19 protein-coding genes are annotated in these 18,003 nt (G+C 70.0%); 9 read left to right on the top strand and 10 right to left on the bottom strand.

The genetic code is table 11. The features are described from left to right. Positions 1-46: 46 nt before the first annotated feature. From H284_RS0106745 to H284_RS0106730, 4 genes are all read right to left on the bottom strand, one after another. Positions 47-673, bottom strand: a complete 627-nt coding sequence (locus H284_RS0106745) for a DedA family protein (RefSeq protein ID WP_020075632.1) — start codon at positions 671-673, stop codon at positions 47-49. A gap of 278 nt (positions 674-951) precedes the next feature. Beyond that, the gene (locus tag H284_RS0106740) at positions 952-1,560 is read right to left on the bottom strand and encodes a response regulator (protein WP_020075631.1); all 609 of its coding nucleotides are present in this window, start codon (positions 1,558-1,560) and stop codon (positions 952-954) included. After that, entirely contained in the window at positions 1,557-2,588 is a 1,032-nt protein-coding gene (locus H284_RS0106735) for a sensor histidine kinase (protein WP_020075630.1), read from the bottom strand. Before H284_RS0106735 ends, H284_RS0106740 begins: the two co-directional genes overlap by 4 nt. 9 nt (positions 2,589-2,597) lie before the next feature. Beyond that, complete coding sequence (locus H284_RS0106730; protein ID WP_020075629.1) at positions 2,598-3,494, bottom strand: UbiA family prenyltransferase; 897 nt, start codon at positions 3,492-3,494, stop codon at positions 2,598-2,600. Positions 3,495-3,611: 117 nt separating this feature from the next. On the opposite strand from H284_RS0106730, the gene H284_RS0106720 reads away from it, so the two are divergent. Then, a complete protein-coding gene (locus tag H284_RS0106720) occupies positions 3,612-4,211 on the top strand; it encodes a pentapeptide repeat-containing protein (protein ID WP_020075628.1) in 600 nt (199 codons plus the stop codon). Here the strand turns inward: H284_RS0106720 and H284_RS0106715 are convergent. From H284_RS0106715 to H284_RS0106700, 4 genes are read right to left on the bottom strand one after another with little or no spacing between them, the layout of a single operon-like run. Then, a complete protein-coding gene (locus H284_RS0106715; RefSeq protein ID WP_020075627.1) occupies positions 4,208-4,585 on the bottom strand; it encodes a carboxymuconolactone decarboxylase family protein in 378 nt (125 codons plus the stop codon). The two genes, H284_RS0106720 and H284_RS0106715, sit on opposite strands and share 4 nt — an antisense overlap. Continuing rightward, complete coding sequence (locus H284_RS0106710) at positions 4,582-5,076, bottom strand: MarR family winged helix-turn-helix transcriptional regulator (RefSeq protein ID WP_020075626.1); 495 nt, start codon at positions 5,074-5,076, stop codon at positions 4,582-4,584. Before H284_RS0106710 ends, H284_RS0106715 begins: the two co-directional genes overlap by 4 nt. Next, entirely contained in the window at positions 5,073-5,942 is an 870-nt protein-coding gene (locus tag H284_RS0106705) for an MBL fold metallo-hydrolase (protein ID WP_020075625.1), read from the bottom strand. The genes H284_RS0106710 and H284_RS0106705 overlap by 4 nt, the downstream gene beginning before the upstream one ends. 37 nt (positions 5,943-5,979) lie before the next feature. Then, a complete protein-coding gene (locus H284_RS0106700; RefSeq protein ID WP_020075624.1) occupies positions 5,980-6,939 on the bottom strand; it encodes a LacI family DNA-binding transcriptional regulator in 960 nt (319 codons plus the stop codon). Between the two features lie 162 nt (positions 6,940-7,101). On the opposite strand from H284_RS0106700, the gene H284_RS0106695 reads away from it, so the two are divergent. The 8 genes from H284_RS0106695 to H284_RS0106660 are packed head-to-tail and all read left to right on the top strand — an operon-like array spanning position 7,102 to position 15,622. Further along, a complete protein-coding gene (locus tag H284_RS0106695) occupies positions 7,102-8,628 on the top strand; it encodes a mannitol dehydrogenase family protein (RefSeq protein ID WP_020075623.1) in 1,527 nt (508 codons plus the stop codon). Beyond that, positions 8,625-9,674: an L-idonate 5-dehydrogenase gene (locus H284_RS0106690; RefSeq protein WP_020075622.1), complete on the top strand. Its 1,050-nt coding sequence runs from the start codon at positions 8,625-8,627 to the stop codon at positions 9,672-9,674. The genes H284_RS0106695 and H284_RS0106690 overlap by 4 nt, the downstream gene beginning before the upstream one ends. A gap of 42 nt (positions 9,675-9,716) precedes the next feature. Continuing rightward, positions 9,717-11,117: an MFS transporter gene (locus tag H284_RS0106685; protein WP_018189786.1), complete on the top strand. Its 1,401-nt coding sequence runs from the start codon at positions 9,717-9,719 to the stop codon at positions 11,115-11,117. A gap of 16 nt (positions 11,118-11,133) precedes the next feature. Continuing rightward, on the top strand, positions 11,134-12,363 hold the full coding sequence (gene manD, locus H284_RS0106680) for a D-mannonate dehydratase ManD (RefSeq protein WP_020075621.1): 1,230 nt from the start codon (positions 11,134-11,136) through the stop codon (positions 12,361-12,363). Then, entirely contained in the window at positions 12,353-13,006 is a 654-nt protein-coding gene (locus H284_RS0106675) for a bifunctional 4-hydroxy-2-oxoglutarate aldolase/2-dehydro-3-deoxy-phosphogluconate aldolase (protein WP_020075620.1), read from the top strand. The genes manD and H284_RS0106675 overlap by 11 nt, the downstream gene beginning before the upstream one ends. Next, positions 13,003-13,968 (top strand): sugar kinase, encoded by a 966-nt coding sequence (locus tag H284_RS0106670; protein ID WP_020075619.1) that lies wholly within the window; start codon positions 13,003-13,005, stop codon positions 13,966-13,968. Before H284_RS0106675 ends, H284_RS0106670 begins: the two co-directional genes overlap by 4 nt. 52 nt (positions 13,969-14,020) lie before the next feature. Beyond that, positions 14,021-14,686: a TetR/AcrR family transcriptional regulator gene (locus tag H284_RS0106665; protein ID WP_020075618.1), complete on the top strand. Its 666-nt coding sequence runs from the start codon at positions 14,021-14,023 to the stop codon at positions 14,684-14,686. 51 nt (positions 14,687-14,737) lie between these two features. Continuing rightward, complete coding sequence (locus tag H284_RS0106660; RefSeq protein ID WP_020075617.1) at positions 14,738-15,622, top strand: alpha/beta hydrolase; 885 nt, start codon at positions 14,738-14,740, stop codon at positions 15,620-15,622. Positions 15,623-15,628: 6 nt separating this feature from the next. Here H284_RS0106660 and H284_RS0106655 read toward each other — a convergent pair whose 3' ends face one another. Together H284_RS0106655 and H284_RS0106650 are read right to left on the bottom strand one after the other, a co-directional pair. Further along, positions 15,629-16,300: an ABC transporter ATP-binding protein gene (locus H284_RS0106655; RefSeq protein ID WP_018189792.1), complete on the bottom strand. Its 672-nt coding sequence runs from the start codon at positions 16,298-16,300 to the stop codon at positions 15,629-15,631. A gap of 31 nt (positions 16,301-16,331) precedes the next feature. After that, positions 16,332-17,858: an ABC transporter permease gene (locus tag H284_RS0106650; RefSeq protein ID WP_020075616.1), complete on the bottom strand. Its 1,527-nt coding sequence runs from the start codon at positions 17,856-17,858 to the stop codon at positions 16,332-16,334. Between the last annotated feature and the right edge of the window lie 145 nt (positions 17,859-18,003).

The raw sequence follows: 18,003 nt of genomic DNA, 5'->3' as shown, positions 1-18,003 counted from the left end.
CCCGATCGCCCGCCCCGGGCCGCGCGAACCCCGGGGCGGGTACAGGTCATTCCGCGAGGGTCCGCCGCGCGCGCCGGTCGAGGACCCAGGCACGGACGCCCGCGACGAGGGAAGCGAGGATGACGACGCCCGCCACGACGTAGGCGACCGGTCGCACGCTCGGATTGACGGCGGCGAAGTAGCCGATTACGGTGATGAGCACGCCCCAGCTGAGCGCTCCGACGATGTTGGCGGTGAGGAACCGCCAGTAGCTCATCGCGCTGATCCCGGCGATCGGCGGGATGAAGACGCGACCCCACGGGATGTACCGGCTGATGACCACGGACCACCAGCCGAAGAGTTCGTAGAAGCGCTCAGCCCGCTTCACCCCGGCCTGCACCCAGCGACCGCCGCGGCGGGTCAGATACGGCCGGCCGAGCCGACGGCCGAGCCAGAATCCGACCTGGTCGCCCAGCACGGCGGCGATCCCGACGCCGATGGCGAGGACCCAGATGTTCAGCTCCGGGTTGGTGCCGGTGAGGATGCCGGCGCCGAACAGCAGTGAGTCGCCCGTGATGAACGGGATGAAGACGCCGATGAAGAGCGCGGTACCGGCGAAGACGAGTCCCCACACCGCCAGGTAGAACACGAGCGGCCCGACGTCGCCGAGGAAGTCAGCGAGATCGTGGGCCATACCCCGAGCGTATCGGACCCCCTCCGCCCCTCCGCCCACTCCCGTCGCGCCTCCGCCCCACCGTCGAGTCCGCAAACTTTGCACACGAAGCGCCGCGGCGGCGTGCAAAGTTTGCGGGCTCGAAGGTGGGTGGGAAGGGAGTGGAGGGGGAATGTGACGAAAGGTGTATTCAGTTGGGGGAGGGAAGCGATTACTTTCAATGTGCGCCTTCGGGGGAACGGCGCTGGTGGTGGCGGGAGCGGGGGCCTGCCACCGCCCCAACTCTTCAGCAAACAGCGTCAGTCGAGCAGCCCCAGGCGCGCGGCCTTCCGGACGGCGTCGATCCGGGACGTGGCTCCCAGCTTCTCGTACATGTTCGTCGTGTGCCGCTTGACCGTGCCCTCGGCGATCGACAGCGACATCGCGATGTCGCGGTTCGAATACGCCTGGGCGATCATCCGGAGCACCTCCTGCTCACGCACCGTGAGGATGGCGCCGGCCGCCTCCGCATCGGCGCCCGCCTCCGCCGCTTCTCCGACGGGAGGAGTCGCACGGGCGATCACCGCGATCAGCTGCTCGCTCCCCACAGTCTTGGTGACGAAGGCCGCCGCTCCGGCGCGCAACAGCTGCCGTTCGAGCACGGCGTCGCTGTGCATCGTGAGGATGACGACCGCCGTCTCCGGGTGATGCCGCCGGATGCGCGCGATCGTCTGCTCCGCCGGCACCCCCGGGATCTCGACGTCGAGGAGCAGCACGTCGGGGGAGCGCTCGGTGACGAGCGCCCACGCCTCCTCGCTGGATCCACCCTCCCCGACGATCCGGAACCGGTCCTCGATGAGCGCCCGGATGCCCTGGCGGAACATCCCGTGGTCGTCGATGAGGACCACGGTTCGCGTTTCGTCGTTCATGCGGCTTCCCGCCCTCTCGGAATGGTCAGTGTGAGTACGGTCCCGGTGCCGAGACCCGGAGCGATGTGGAGGTCGGCGCCGATCAGTTCTGCACGCTCCTGCGCCGCGATCAGGCCGAGCGCGCCCGACCGGACCGCTTCGTGGGCGAATCCGTGCCCGTTGTCGCTCACCACGATGGTGAGACTGCGGCGGTCCCACCGCGAGTGGACACGGATGAGTTCGGCGCCGGAGTGCCGCCGCGCGTTGTGCACCGCCTCGCGGACGATGATGAACGCCTCCTCCTGAACTGCGGTGGAGAGGCGGTACGGCTCCCCGTCGACCGTGGTCTCGACCGGCGGGCCCGAGTCGTCGAGGTCGCCGACGTAGTCGCGCAGCGCCTCGTCGAGCCGCTTGTCGCCCACGGCGTGACGGAGGTCGAGGGCGATCGCGCGGGTCTCGTCGAGTGCGGCGCCGAACAGCTGCAAGCCTTCCCGCAGGCGGGGATCGGACGCGTCGTCGACGCCCCCGAGCTGGAATCGCTGGAGGCCGGCGGCGATGCTGTGCGCCACGCGGTCGTGCAGTTCGCGCGAGATGCTGAGGCGCTCCTCGCTGTGGGCGACGGCCAGGCGTTCCAGCAGCACATCGACGTACCCGATCGAGGCCGGGACGACGGCATCCATGATGGAGGCGTTCAGGGCCCGCGCCAGGTCGGCGAGGCTGACGGCCGAGTCCTGGTCGGCGCTGATGATCGAGAACGCGACATCGAAGAGCTCGGTCGCCGCGCTGAGGCTGTCTACCGGGTGGATGTTCTGGCGCGCCCGCGTCTCGCCCACGCCGGACCCGTGCCGGGCCGGAGTCGCGAGCCGTCCCGCACCGGCTGGGCGGCCGAGCCGGTCGAAGGTGCGGTCGAGGATCCAGTCGACCTGCGCCACGAGCTGCTCGCTCACGTCGGGGTCTGCAACCAGGGTGCTCTCCGCGCCCCGGAGCCGCTCGAACAGCGCTTCCACGATGCGGTCGCGCAATGCGACTCCGTCGTTACCGATCACCACGTCCGACCCTCAGCTCTCGAGCGCGCCTAGAAGCGCTGCGACGTTCAGAGCGTACTGACCCGCCATGAAGGAGCGGTACGGCCGCTTGTCGCGTCGGCGGTCTCCGCCCTCGACCAGCAGGGTGAAGGCGATCACGACGGGACCGGCGACGCCGAGGGCGATCAGGGCCCGCAGCTGGTGGACGAGTGCACCGAGGGCCATCGACGTGGCCGACACGACACCCGTTCCGATCGCCACCACGACGCGGGCGCGCTGGATTCCGAGCATCACCGGAAGGGTCCGGCGCCCTTCCGCCGCGTCACCCGCGACGTCTCCGAAGTCCTTGGTGTGCCCGGCGACCGCGATCCAGCAGGATGCCACCGCCGCGAAGACCAGCGCGGGTGTCGGCACCGTTTCGGCAACGACGAGCGCCGCAGCGAGATACGTCAGGAACACCCCCGCGGCTGCGATCGTGAGCGCCGCGATCGCCGCCTTCTTGGCCGCCCACGGCCCGACCGAGTAGACGAGTCCGAGGCCCACGAACCCCACCACGGCGAGCAGGAACGGGCGGGGGAGCAGGGAGGCCATGAGGAGCGATAGCGCGAGCAGAGTCGCCGCGATCACGGACGCCGACGGGAGATCTAGCCTGCCGGTCGCCAGGGGGCGGGGTGAGCCGTTGAGTCGGTCGCCCTCGACGTCGCTGATCCCGTTGATCAGGTAGACGGCCCATACCGCGAGCATCCACGAGGACGCGCCGAGCCACAGCGACGCCGACGCCCCGTCCTCGCCGGCGGCCAGCAGCCTGCCGACGAGGAAGCGGAACGCGAAGACGCCCATCACCACCGGACGGCCCTCGAGGAAGGCCAGACCTACCCTGGACGCGCACGACGCGAAGGCGCCCCGGTTCGGGTGGGCCGCGGTGCTCATCCGCTCATTGTCGAGTGGTCCTCACCATTTCGGGGGCCCGATCGACTACAACGAAAGTCACATTCCGCGCGGCAGGTGGCCGCCGCCCGCCGCTCCGCGCCGGGCTAGGCTCGCCTCGTGACGGACGGCGGAGAGACCATCAAGGGCGAGGACTGGTACGGGCGCGAGCTCGACTCGGTCGAGTACACCGGGGTCGTGTTCGACGACGTCGACTTCACCGAGCTGCGCAGCAGGGGCGCGACCTTCACCGAGTGCGTGTTCCGCAAGGTGCGTTTCAACGTGAGCGAGCACGACGACTCGGCGTTCGTGAACTGCCGGTTCGAGTTCTGCAACTTCTTCGACGCGAGCTTCCGGCGCTGTAAGGTCACCGGCAGCTCGTTCCATGGATGCGAGTTCTCCCTGCTGAAGGTCACGGACGGCAACTGGTCGTTCGTCGGTCTGCGGCGCGCGGAGCTGCGGGGTGCGTCGTTCGAGGGAGTCCGCCTGCGCGAGGCCGACCTCTCCGAGGCGCGGTGTCAGGAGGCCCGGTTCGAGGGATGCGACCTCAGCGCCGCGACGCTGACCGGCGCAGACCTCACCGCGGCGAGCATCGCGGGAAGTGACCTGACGGGCGTCGACCCGTCGGAGGTCGTCGTCCGCGGCACGGTCATCGACGAGCGACAGGCGGTCGTGCTGGCCGAGGCGCTGGGGATGGTCGTCGTGCCGACCCCTCGTTAGGCCAGAGGTCGAGTCCGGCGCACGGCGGCCATGGCGGCCGATGTCGCCGGCTGACCGAGGTAGGCGGTCAGCAGGATCATCAGCGAAGCCAGCCCGTCTTCGGTGACCCCGTTGGCGCGGGCGGCCGAGAGATAGGTCGCCAGCCGGTCGTCGACGACGTGTTGGCCGACGAGGGCGGCGATGACCGCGATCGACCGGTCGCGATCGGTGAGCTGATCGCCCTGCCAGCCGGGGCCGCCGGCGGCCAGGAACGCCTCCCGCGTGTATGCGGCGCCGGCGCGTTCGGTCATGATCGCCTCGACCTGCGTCTCGTCGACGCCGACGTTGCGGGCGTAGGTCGCCCGTCCGGCAGCGATCCGATCGTTCTCGGTCATGGCCGCGATCCATCGGTGTCGGTGTCGGTGTCGGTGTCGCCGACGATGGCGAAGAGGATGCGACGAAGTCGGACGATGTCGTCGTCGTCGAAGTCGCGCAGCGCGTGGCGTTCGGCTTCGTCTGCCGACCGCGCCGCCGCGGACCGCAGGGCTTCGCCCTCCTCGGTGATGACCGGGATGCGGGCGCGCCGATCGCGCGGGTCGGGGCGTCGCTCGATGAGGCCGTTCCGCTCCAGCCGGTCGAGCTGGCTGGTGAGGGTGGTCTTGTCCAGCCCGAGCACCCTGCCGAGCTCGATCTGGGTCAGCCCCGTCGTCTTGTCGAGGGCGCTCAGGATGATGTAGTCGCGCAGCTGGAGCCCGTGCGCGACGGCCTCCCGTTCGGTGACCGCGTGCATGCGCTGCGCCGCCCGGTGCAGGAGCCAGGTGATCTCGGACTCTGGTCCGGGTCCGGCTGCGGACGCCTCGGCAGGGGCTGGAGATTCCGCGGTCATCGTTGGCTCCCATCCACGGTCGGGAATCGGGCGGGCAGTGCTGCGATGCTCTCATATGCGCCGCCGTCGTGGGCGGGCACGATCCGCATGAGGTCTCGGAGCGCGATCACCCGTTGCAGGTTCTCACGCACTTTCGCCGCATCCGTGTCCGCCATCTTCCGCATCAGCCACGGACGTTCGAGCCCGTCGGTGATCGCATCGGACTGCCAGGCGATGTCTCCGATGAACGCGTAGCGATCGCCGTCGGGCACGGTCACGAAGACCACGACGGAGCCGAAGGTGTGCCCACCCGCTTGAGCGATCACCACCGAGCCGTCGCCGTATACGTCATGGCTGGCGGGGAAGCCGAGGTAGGCGGGCCCGTCGAAGGCGTACTCATGGACGGGCAGGCAGGCCGACACCGTCCGGAACACGGCGCCGTGCGTGTCTTCTGCGCCGTATCGCATCTCATCCGCGTTGATCCAGATGGGGACGTGCAGGCTGTCGAGACCGCTCACGTGGTCCCAGTGGACGTGGGTGACCAGCACTCCGCGCAGGTTCGCCCAGTCGTAGCCCGCGGCGTCGAGCTGCTCCTGCACCGTCTTCTCGCGCGAATACGGAGCGCGTTCGACGCGGGGGAGCAGGGCGACATGGTCGGCCAGGCCCGCCCCGAAACCGGCGTCGATCAACAGGTCCCCGGCGGGGTGGGTGATGAGCACCGACGAGGCTGCGAAGCGGCGCTTGTCACTGAAGGCCCCGCCTTTCACGGCGAAAGCCGCCCGGGTCTCGTAGAAGCCGGTCGGTAGCCGATACAAGGACATGCCCTGCGGCGGGGATGCGTCCGGCAGGCCCAGCGACCATGGTGCGACAGCGAGATGATTGGTCATGAGCAGATAGTACCATTTCGGACTATCTTGAAATGAACTACTTCGGAGCCGCCGTCGTCCCCCGGACGATGAGCTGCGAGCCGAGTGTTGCGGCTTCCGTGAGCGTTGCGCCGGCCATCACTTGCAGCAGGAGCTCGACGGCGAGCGCTCCGCATCGCTCGATCGGCATCTTGACCGTCGTCAGCCCGGGGTTCACGGCGCTGGCCATGTCGATGTCGTCGATTCCGATGATGCTGATGTCGGCCGGGCAGGACCGTCCCATCTCCGACATGCCGGCTTCGAGGCCGAGCGCGACGAGGTCGTTGTAGGCGATGACGGCCGTCGCCCCGCTCGCGATCACGGGCGCGGCCGCGGCCCGCCCGCCTTCGATCGACGCCGCTTGGTGGCTCAGGTGCGTGAGGCGGATGCCGAACCGCTCGCACGCCTTCGTGATCGTGGCGGCACGCTGGCCGTCGGCCCAGGATCCTGTCGGCCCGGCCGCGTAGGCGATGTGCGTGTGGCCGAGTGCGGCGAGGTGCTCGACCGCCTGCTGCGGCCCGTTCTCCATGTCCATGAGCACGCAGGGGGCGCCCTCGATGAGGCGGTTGACGATGACGAAGGGAGTGTCTCCGGCGAGCGTGAGCACCTCGTCGTCCGGCAGGCGGGGTGAGCACAGCAGCATGCCGTCGAGCTTGCGCGCCTGTTCGATCTGCTCGCGCTCCCGCCAGCGATCCTCGTCGGTGTCGAACAGCACGGTGCGGTGACGACCGTGCCACGCCTGCGAGTGGATGGCCTTGAGGAGCGTCGCATAGACGGGGTTGGCGACGTCCGGCACGACGACGCCGAACGAACGTGTGGCGGTCGCCACCTGCGGGCTGTCGTAACCGAGGTCGTTGGCGGCCTGGAGCACCCGGTCTCGTGTGGCGGTCGCGAGGCGGTCGGGTTCTCCGAAGGCGCGGGATGCCGTGGCGATCGAGACGCCCGCGCGTCGCGCTACGTCAGTCAGCGTCGCACCCATTGCCGCCTCTCCGGTGTTGCGGGAACAGTTGTTCCATCATGGCTCATCCTGCAACATGGAATGCGTCTTGACAATTTTGTACAAACCATTCACACTCTTTTCCATGCCGATCATCGAAGATCCCAGGACCCGCCGACGGGCACCTCGAACCGGGGTGCACTCGTGAGCGGCACTCCGCAGCGCCTGTCGCGCTCCCACCACGGTGCTGTCCCGCTCCCCGAGACTCCCGCCCGTGCCGGAATCCTCCACCTGGGCCTCGGCAGCTTCCACCGCGCACACCAGGCGGTCTACACGGCTGCAGCCATCGCGGCCGACGGCGGCGACTGGGGCATCGTGGGCGTCGCCTCGCGATCGCGGACCGTCGTCGACGCGATGCGCGCACAGGACCTGCTCTCCTCGGTCGCGACGATCTCGCCCGAGGGAATGTCGCTGAGCATCCCGGGCGTGCACACCGACGCCTTCGTCGCGGCGGACGAGCCCCACCGCGTCGTCGAGAGCATCGCCGACCCCGGCATCCGCATCGTCACGCTCACGGTCACCGAGAACGGCTACAGCTCCTCGCCCGCGACGGGTCACCTCGACACTGCAGACCCGACCATCGTCTCCGACCTGCGCGGAGGCCACCCTCGCTCGACCATCGGACAGCTCGCTCGCGGCATCCAGCGGCGGGCCGCGGCATCCGGAGCCCCTCTGACGATCCTCAGCTGCGACAATCTCGCAGCCAACGGCGCCCGCACGAAGGCTCTCGTCCGCGAGTTCCTGGAGGCTCTGCCTGCCAGCGAGGGCACCGAGGCACTCGCCTTCCTCGAGTCGTCGGTCTCGTTCCCCTCGAGCATGGTCGACCGCATCGTCCCGTCCACGACGCCCGCGCTCCGCAGCGAGGTGTCGTCGCTCCTCGGCGCGTGGGACGAGATCCCCGTCCCGGCCGAACCCTTCACGATGTGGGCGATCGAGGACGACTTCGCCGCAGGACGGCCCGCCTGGGAGGCCGGCGGAGCGGTCTTCAGCAGAGAGGTCGGCCGCTACGAGGACATGAAGGTGCGGCTCCTCAACGGAACGCATTCGTTGATCGCCTACCTGGGCGCGCTGCAGAACGCCGAGACGATCCCGGATGCCGTGGGCCGGCCGGCGATCGAGCGTGCAGCGCGCGCGGTGCTCGCCCACGAGTACACGCCGTCCATCCAGGTCCCGTCGGGCGTCGACATCGCGGAGTACGAGCGTCAGCTGTTCCTCCGCTGGGGCAACACCGCACTCGGGCACAAGACGAGCCAGGTCGGCACGGACGGCTCGGTCAAACTGCGTCAGCGCATCCCCGAGCCGGCGCTCCGGCTGCTCGACCGCGGCGAGATGCCGCACATGATCGCCCTCACCGTGGCCGCCTACCTCTCCTGCATCGCACCCCGGCCCGGATTCGATCCCGGCCCCTTCGCCGCCGCGATGAAGGATGCCGCCCGCGAGCGACTGATCCCGCTCGCCGGGTCGGCCCGTACCGGGGCCGATCTCGCCGAGGCCTCGATCACAGACCTCCGGCTCTTCGGCACCGACCTCGCCGACCGTCCGGCGTTCATCGAGCGCGTCGGCGAGCTGGTCGACACGATCGAACGCGACGGCGTCTCGGCGGCGATCACGGAGAGCGTCACGACGGCGGAGACCGACATCAGGTCACGAGCATCGGAGGTCCCGGCATGAGCACGGTGAACCCGACCCACGATCACGAGGAAGGCGCGATGATGAAGGCGCTCGCCATCCACCGCAAGGAAGACATCCGCTGGGAGGACCGCGAGGTGCCTCAGCCCGCGTCGAGCGAGGTGCGGCTCCGGGTCCGGTACGTCGGTATCTGCGGTTCCGATCTGCACTACTACTTCCACGGCGCGAACGGCGAGTACACCATCCGGGAGCCGCTGACCCCGGGCCATGAGCTCTCGGCCGTCGTCGACCTCGACCCGTCGGGGCGCCTCGCCGCCGGGACCCCCGTGACGGTTCACCCGGCCCGCTACGGCGCCGACGTGCCCGGCCTCGAGGACAGGCCGCACCTGCGCCCCGGCGGCGACTACTTCGGCAGCGCCGCGACGATGCCGCATCGCCAGGGCGGCGCCGCGGAGTACCTCCTCGTCGAGGAGCACATGATCCGTGTTCTCCCCGAGGGCCTTCCGCTGGAACGCGCGGCACTCGCAGAACCGCTCGCCGTCGCCCTGCACGCCGTGAGCCTGGCGGGCGACATCAGCGGAAAGCGTGTGCTCGTCATCGGCGCGGGCCCCATCGGACTGCTCGTGGTCTCGGCGGCCGTGCACGCGGGGGCCGCCACCGTCGGCGCGAGCGACGTGCGCGCCGAGCCCCTCGATCGCGCCGCGGCCCTGGGCGCGAGCGAGCCCGTGCTCGTCGGCCGCGACTCCATCGCGGACGAGTCGTACGACGTCGTCTTCGAATGCTCCGGCGTCCCCGTCTCCGTCACCCAGGCCGTCCGCGCGGCGCGCCGGGCGGGAACCGTCGTGCAGGTCGGGATGCTCGCCGACGCGGAGATCGGCGTCAACCTCGCGCCGATGCTCGCCAAGGAGCTGACCCTCCGCGGCGCATTCCGCTTCTCGACCGAGATCGACGACGCCGTCGCGATGCTCGCCGAGTCGGACGCCCTCGACTCCGTCATCTCGCACACCATCGACGCCGCAGACGCCGTCGACGCGTTCCGGGTCGCGCGCGACTCGTCCGCGTCGGCCAAGGTCCTTCTGCGTCTCTGACCCTCCACCACCCTCCCCCCACTCATTTACGAAGGAGTAACGATGAGCACTTCCAACGTCCCCGGTGTGGACGCCTCCGCGCCCCCGCAGACGGTCGAGAGATCGACCGGCGACCTCGTCCGGGCCGCGGTCTCGGGCTGGCTGGGCACGGCACTGGAGTTCATGGACTTCCAGCTCTACTCCCTGGCCGCCGCCCTCGTCTTCAGCCAGCTCTTCTTCGCCGGGGAGGAGCCCGGCATGGCCGTCGTGCTCGCCATGGCGACCTACGGCGTCGGCTACATCGCCCGTCCGCTCGGCGCCTGGTACTTCGGCCGGATGGGCGACAAGGTCGGCCGCCGCAAGGTCCTCTTCTACACGATCCTGCTCATGGGCCTCGCGACGACGCTCATCGGCTTCCTGCCGACGTACGCGCAGGCCGGCATCCTCGCGCCGATCATGCTCGTCGTGCTGCGTCTCGCGCAGGGCTTCGGCGCCGGCGCGGAGATCTCGGGTGCCGGCGTCATGCTCGCCGAGTACGCTCCCGCGCGTCGGCGCGGCATCATCGCCTCCCTCGTCGCGCTCGGCACGAACTGCGGAACGCTCTTCGCCTCCGCGATCTGGGCACTCCTCCTCGCCGTCATGATGGAGGACGACGTCATCGCCTGGGGCTGGCGGATCCCCTTCATCGCGAGCTCCATCGTGATGGTGTTCGCCGTCTGGGTGCGCTTCCGCCTCAAGGAGAGCCCCGTCTTCGAGGAGCGCACCGACGTCGTCGACGGCAAGGCGCTCTCGCGCGATGAGATGGTCGACCTCGCGACCAAGAGCAACGACCTCCGCGCGCTCGAGGCCCTGCGGAAGAAGCCGGTCAAGGCGACGCTCGTGTCGTTCTTCCTCCGCTTCGGCCAGGCCGGCAACTCGGGTCTGATCCAGACCTACATGATCTCCTTCATCACGATCACGCTCGCCGTCCAGAAGGGCGTCGGCCCCGAGATCGTGATCGTCTCCTCGCTCATCGGCTTCGGCACCATCCCGCTGGTCGGTTGGCTCGGCGACCTGTTCGGCCGCCGGCGGATGTACATCATCATGACGTCGCTCTCGCTCGTGCTGATCATCCCGACGATGCTCGCGATCAACACCAAGGAGGTCGGCTGGATCTTCGTCGGCTACGCCGTGATCCACAACGTCTCGGTCCTCGGCCTCGCGTCCATGGAGAACATCTCGCTCCCCGAGATCTTCGGAGCGCGGAACCGCTACACGCTGACGGCCATCGTCCGCGAGATCGCCGCCATCATCGCCACCGGCATCGGCCCGATCATCGCTGCGGCCTGGGTCGCCGCGACGACCGGCAGCATCATCCCGGTGATGGTGCTGCTCGGCATCTATACCGTGTGCGCACTGGTCGCCGCGATCGTGGCGCCCGAGTGGACGGGGCGCGACCTCACCGACCCGCGCGCCGCGATGTGACAAGGAAGGACGATCAATGACCATCGACCGCGTCGATACCATCATCACCAGCCCCGGACGCAACTTCGTCACCCTCAAGATCACGACCTCGCACGGCATCGTCGGCTGGGGGGACGCCACACTGAACGGGCGCGAGCTGTCGGTCGCCTCCTACCTGGAGGACCATGTCGCCTCCACTCTCATCGGCCGTGACGAGGACCGCATCGAGGACACCTGGCAGTACCTCTACCGCGGCCCCTACTGGCGGCGCGGACCGGTCACCATGGCGGCCATCGCCGCGGTCGACATGGCCCTGTGGGACATCAAGGCCAAGAAGGCCGGGATGCCGCTCTACCAGCTCCTCGGCGGTGCGAGCCGGTCCGGCGTCCGCGTCTACGCCCACGCCTCCGGCACCGACTACGACGCGCTCGCGAACGCGATCACCGGCTACCAGGAGCTCGGTTTCACCGCCGTGCGCGTGCAGACCGGTGTGCCGGGGCTCGGTCAGATCTACGGCGTCTCGGCGGCCGGACCCGGGGTGCGCTACGACTATGAGCCGGCCAAGCGCGCCGAGAACGGCCGCCCGAGCGAAGAGACGTGGGACACCCGCAACTACCTCAACCACATGCCGGGGATCTTCGCCAAGATCCGCGAGGACTTCGGCACCGACCTCCGGATCCTCCACGACGGCCACCACCGGATGACGCCGATCGAGGCCGCGCGCTTCGCGAAGGACATCGAGCCGTACGACCTGTTCTGGCTCGAGGACTGCACCCCGGGCGAGGACCAGACGGCGCTCCGTCTCGTGCGCCAGCACTCGACGACGCCGCTCGCGATCGGCGAGGTCTTCAACACCGTCTTCGACTACCAGACGCTCATCACCGAGCGCCTCATCGACTACGTGCGCTCCGCCGTCACCCACACCGGCGGCATCACCGCGATGAAGAAGCTGCTCGACTTCGCCGCGATCTACGGGATCAAGTCCGGCATCCACGGTCCGACCGACATCTCGCCCGTCGGGATGGCGGCAGCGCTCCACCTGGACCTCGCGATCCACAACTTCGGCATCCAGGAGTACATGCCCCACAACGAGCAGACGCTGGAGGTGTTCCAGACGTCGTTCACGTTCGACCGCGGCTTCCTTCACCCGGGGGAGGAGCCCGGGCTCGGTGTCGAGCTCGACGAGGACGCGGCGGCCGCCTTCGAGTACACCAAGGCCTACCTCCCCGTGAATCGGCTCACGGACGGGACCGTCCATGACTGGTGACGTCGCGCGGCTTCCGCTCCCGCAGAAGACGGCGCAGTCGCGGCTCATCGTCGTGGCGCGAGCCAGGAGCGCCGAGGACTACGACCCCGTGCTGGAGGTGCTCATCGATGCCGGCATCCGCAGTGTCGAGCTGACCCTCACGACACCGGGGACGATCGAGCACCTCCCGGGGCTGATCGAGCGCTTCGGCGATGACGTCGACCTCGGGATCGGGACCGTGACGGACACCGACCAGCTCCGGCGCGCGGTGGATGCGGGCGCCCGCTACCTCGTCACCCCGATCACGGTTCCCGCGCTCCTCGCCGCGGCCGCGGAGGCCGGTGTGCCGCTCGTTCCCGGTGGGTTCACGCCGACCGAGTTGTTCGCCTCGTGGTCGGCCGGGGCGTCCGCCGTCAAGGTGTTCCCTGCCGGACGGCTCGGCGCGGGATACGTCAAGGATCTGCGGGGACCGTTCCCCGACATCGAGGTGGTGCCGTCTGGCGGCATCGATCTCCAGAGCGCTTCGCAGTGGCTCGCGGCCGGCGCCGCGGCCGTGAGCATCGGCGGCCCGCTGCTGGGCGACGCGTTCCAGGGCGGCGACCTCGTCGCCCTCGGTGAGCGGGCCCGCGCGTTCGTCGCTGTCGCCGCCGGGGGCAGCGCATGACGGCCGTGTCCGACCGCCCACGTGTCGCGACGCTCGGCGAGACGATGGCTCTCGTGCGCAGCCGCGACATCGGCAGCCTCCGGCACGCGTCCGACCTCGCTCTCGGCGTCGGCGGCGCCGAGAGCAACGTCGCGATCGCCCTGCGCAGGCTCGGCGTCGACGTCACGTGGCTCGGTCGGGTCGGCGACGATTCGCTGGGGGAGCGCGTCGTGCGCGAGATCCGCGCGGAGGGGGTCGACGCGCGCGCCGTCGTGGATGCGGGCGCCCCGACGGGCCTCATGCTCAAAGAACGCCCCCACCCGACGTCGACCCGCGTTCTGTATTACCGATCCGGCTCGGCCGGATCGCGGCTGTCGCCCTCCGACCTGCCCGACGGCTGGATCGAACAGGCCGACCTGTTGCATCTCACGGGGATCACGGCCCTCATCTCCGAATCGGCCCGCGAGACCCTCTCGGTCGCGATCGACCGCGCCCGAGAGGCCGGCGTCGTAGTGACCTTCGACATCAACTACCGATCCTCTCTCGCTGCTCCGGCCGTTGCGGGGCCGTGGCTCCGGGAGGTGGCCGAACGCGCCGACATCGTGTTCGGCGGCGCGGAGGAGTTCGAACTGCTCTCCCCGCGCACGGATGCCGCGGACGCGTGCGAGCGCCTCCTCGCGCATCGCCCCACGGAGGTCGTGCTCAAGCGCGGCGCCGAGGGCGCGACGACCATCCTGTCGACGCAGGTGGTCGACGCCCCGGGGCTCGTCGTCGATGTCGTCGACACGGTCGGAGCCGGCGATGCCTTCGTCGCGGGGTACCTGAGCGGCGTCCTGGACGGATCGGACGTCGCGGCGCGCTTGCACCGCGCCAACGTCTGCGGAGCGATGCTCTGCATGACGCCCGGCGACTGGGAGTCGAGTCCCACGCTTCGGGAGGTCCGGCAGTTCACCGCAGGCGTCGGCGACCCCGTGCTCCGCTGACGCGTCTCCCCACCGTTTGGCGATCGAGGCGAATCGCGTTACGATACGGTACGTGTCGTATTCAGAGACCAGCCCACGCCGTGCGGGGCGCCCGCGCGACGACAGCCGCGAGTCGCACATCCTCGCCGTCGTCAACGCGCTCCTCGCCGAGCGCGGCTACGACGGCGTCTCGTTCGAGGAGGTCGCCCGCCGAGCCGGCGCCTCCAAGCCGACGCTGTACCGCCGCTGGGCGAACAAGCGCGAGATGGTCGTCGCCGCACTGAAAGTCGGCCCGGCCCGCCGGGACGACGCCGACGCGATCGACACGGGGTCTCTGCGTGGCGACCTGCTGGCGCTGTGCCGGCGCCTGCTCACGACCCTCCGCTCGGCCGACGGCCAGACCGCGCTCGCGCTCCTGCAGGCCGGGTTCGAGGACCCGGAGCTCGGCGAGACGATCGAGCAGACGGTCGGCCCGACCGGTGCGCGCCTTCCGGCGGACGTCGTCGCTGCGGCGATCGGCCGGGGCGAGCTGCCCGAGGGGGTCGACCCCTTCCCGTTCGAAGAGGTCACCGGCTCCGTGCTCCTGCTCCGCCGCCTCAACGGCCTCGCCGTCACCGACGACTACCTCGAGGCACTGGTCGACACCATCCTGATCCCCGCACTCCGGGCGACGGCATCCGGCACCCGACCCCTTCCCGCCGGCATCTTCTCCGGACACCCGGCGACCGCCGACGCCTGACCGCCCACTCCACCGCCCGACCACCCCCACGACCCAGGAGGCACATCCACCATGGCCACGATCGACGGCTTCAGCTACCAGACCATCCCCGGCAGCGGCGGCATCCCGCTGCACGTCGCGGTCGGAGGGTCCGGCCCGGCGGTGGTGCTGCTCCACGGCTTCCCGCAGACCCACTACATGTGGCGCGAGGTCGCGCGGCGGCTCGCCGACGATCACACCGTGATCGTCCCCGACCTCCGCGGCTACGGCGAGAGCGGCAAGCCGGCGGAGGACGGACCGGACACCTACTCCAAGCGCACGATGGGCGACGACGTCGTGGCGGTCGCGTCCGCCCTCGGACACGACCGGTTCGGGCTCATCGGCCATGACCGCGGTGCGCTCGTCGGCGTCCGCGCCGCGCTCGACCACCCGGAGCGCGTGCAGTACCTCGGCATCCTCGACGTGCTGCCCACCCTCGACACCTGGGACGTGCTGCACGGGGTGGATGCCAAGATCGCCTGGCACCTCTACCTGATGGCCCAGCCGGTGGGGCTGCCCGAGCGCATGATCTCCGCGGTCGCCGACGACTTCTTCGCCTCGTTCCTCGACGCGTGGGACACCGACGGCACCACGTTCACGCCGGACGTGCGCAGGCACTACATCGACAGCTCGGTGGCGGCGGTGCCGTCGATCGTCGCCGACTACCGGGCGAGCGCCGGGATCGACCTGGAGCTGGATCGCGCCGATCGCGCCGCGGGCCGTGGGCTGGCCATGCCGGTCGGCGTCCTCTCGCAGGACTGGGGGTCGCAGCTCGGCTTCGACCCGCGCGCCATCTGGGGCGCCTGGTCGGACGACCTGGTCTACGAGCCGATCGACGCCGGCCACTTCATGGCCGAGGAGAAGCCGGATGACGTGGCCGGCTTCATCCGCTCGCTCGCCGCGCGCGCCCGCTCCTAGACCGGGTCAGTCGACCTCGCGCACCTGCCCGTGCTTGATGTGCAGGCGGCGCTGGGCGCGCTTCGCGACCGCGGTGTCATGCGTCACGATCACGACGGTGAGACCGCGGTCGCGCCACAGTCCCTCGAGCAGGTCCATGATCTCGTCCCGTGTCTCCTCGTCCAGGTTGCCCGTCGGCTCGTCCGCCAGCAGCACCTCCGGATCCTTGACCAGCGCCCGCGCGATCGCGACGCGCTGCTGCTGGCCGCCGGAGAGCTCCGACGGCAGGTGGTTGCCTCGGTCGGCGAGCCCGACCGAGGCCAGGGCTTCCGCCGCGCGGCGCTTGCGGTCGGCGGCGCTGACCTTGAGCGGGGCGAGAGCCGTCTCGACGTTCTCCTGAGCCGTGAGGGTCGGGATGAGATTGAACCCCTGGAAGACGAACCCGATCTCCTTCGCCCGGATCTTCGTGAGCCGTCCGTCGTGCTGCTTCGAGAGGCTGTCGGCGCCCAGTTCGACCGAGCCGGAGGTCGGCCGGTCGAGCGCCCCGAGCATCTGCAGCAGGGTCGACTTGCCGCCTCCGGTCGGCCCCTGGATGGCGACCAGCTGGCCGTCCGGGATCTCCAGGGTCACGTCGTTGAGGGCGACGACCTGGCGCTTGGACTGGCTGTAGGTCTTGGTGACGTCGGTCAGGGTGTACATGTGTGCTCCTTCGAGGGCGGGATGACCGGGTTCAGGCGACCGAGCGGAGGGCCGCGGCCGGGCGGAGTCGCGAGGCACGCCATCCGCCGATGGCCCCGGCGATCAGACCGCCGAGGACGGCGAGCCCGACCGCGCCGACGATGATCCACAGGGTCACCGGGGCGTGCAGGGCGATGTTCGCGGAGGTCGTCGCGGCCTCCCTGGCCGCTCCGAAGGCGCCGCCGAAGCCGCGGGCCGCGCCCTCGCCGGTCGCACCCGTCGCCGCGCCGGAACGCCCGGCGGCCGCACTGGTGGTGCCGTGGCTGATGCTGCCGGTCAGCGTCGGCGAGATCAGGTTGACGACCAGCACCCCGAGGAGGCCGACCGCGACGCCGATCACGCCGCCGATGACGCCCTGCACCACGGACTCGCCGGCGACCTGCCCGACGATGCGCCGGTTGGACCAGCCGATCGCCTTGAGGGTGCCGAACTCGCGGGTGCGCCGGGTGACGCCGGAGATGGTGAACAGGATGGCGATGAGGAACGCGGCCGCGAGGACGATCACCGATAGCCAGGTGCCGAGGTTCGCGATGAGCTGGCCGGCGCTGCCGAGGGAGCCGGAGACCGTCGAGGCGAGGTCGGCCTGCGTGCTGACCGTCGCCCCGGACACGGCCTTCGTCAGATCGGTCTTGATCTGGTCGATGTCGCCGGAGGAGGCCGCCTTCACGTACACCGACGAGACCTTGCCGCTCTGCCCGGAGAGCGTCTGGGCGACATCCAGCGGGATGTACGCGTTCGCCGCGGTGGTCGCGTCGGAGCCGGTCGCCGCGACGATCCCGATGACCGAGAAGTCCGTGCCGCCGATCGTGATGGTGTCGCCGACGGCTTTGCTCGCCGTCTTGGCGTAGCTCGCGTCGAGCACCACCACATCCTTGCCCGCGTCGGCCGCCGTGAAGCTCCGGCCGCCGGTGAGGGTGACCGAGGCGAGCGGGCCGACGGACTTGCCGGCGGGATCGAGGCCGAGCACCGAGAACGAGTCGACGGTGAAGGAGCTGCCGCCTGCGCCGTCGGAGCCGCCCGTCGGGGGCGCGGTCGGCTGTGCCGCCTGACCGTTCTCGCGCTCCTGGCGGAGCTGCTGGAAGTTCGGCAGGGTTCCGCTGAAGCTGGTGTTCGTGAGCGAGAGCACGGCGGCGGCCGACTCGACGTTCTGCACCTTCTTCACCGTGGTGAGGGTGGATGCGTCCATGACCGTGGCGCCGCGGGTCGGTTCGAGACGGGAGGTGTTGACCTGCCGTGCGCCGCCGGTGTCGGTCCCGGCGTTGGCGCCGAAGTCGAAGCGCGGACCGCCTCCCGCACCCTGGAGTCCGGTCGCGTTCTGCGCGGTCGCGGGCTGGCTCACCGTGATGTCTGTGCCCACCCCGTACACCGACTGCAGCACGCTCTCCTGCGCCTGGCGCACCCCCGCCGAGACCGCGTCCACGATGATGACCAGCGCGATCGCCAGGGCCATCCCGATGGCGATGATGATCGTCTGCTTGCGGCGGTTGAGCAACTCGCGCCGCAGATAGGTTCCGAACATGGGCTCCCAAACTGTGCTGTCGGATGAACGTCTGGCGTGAGGTTAGGAACGGCCGTTTTCGGGTCGCTGTGGCGAAGCTATGCATCTGCCGAGTGCCCGGTTTCCTGCGGATTGTCACATCCGGCGCCCCTGCCGTGTCGTACGG

This window comes from Cryocola sp. 340MFSha3.1, assembly GCF_000383315.1.
Lineage (GTDB): Bacteria > Actinomycetota > Actinomycetes > Actinomycetales > Microbacteriaceae > Leifsonia.
The sequence above is the reverse complement of the archived record's forward strand: the minus strand, read 5'-3'. Positions and strand labels throughout refer to the sequence as shown.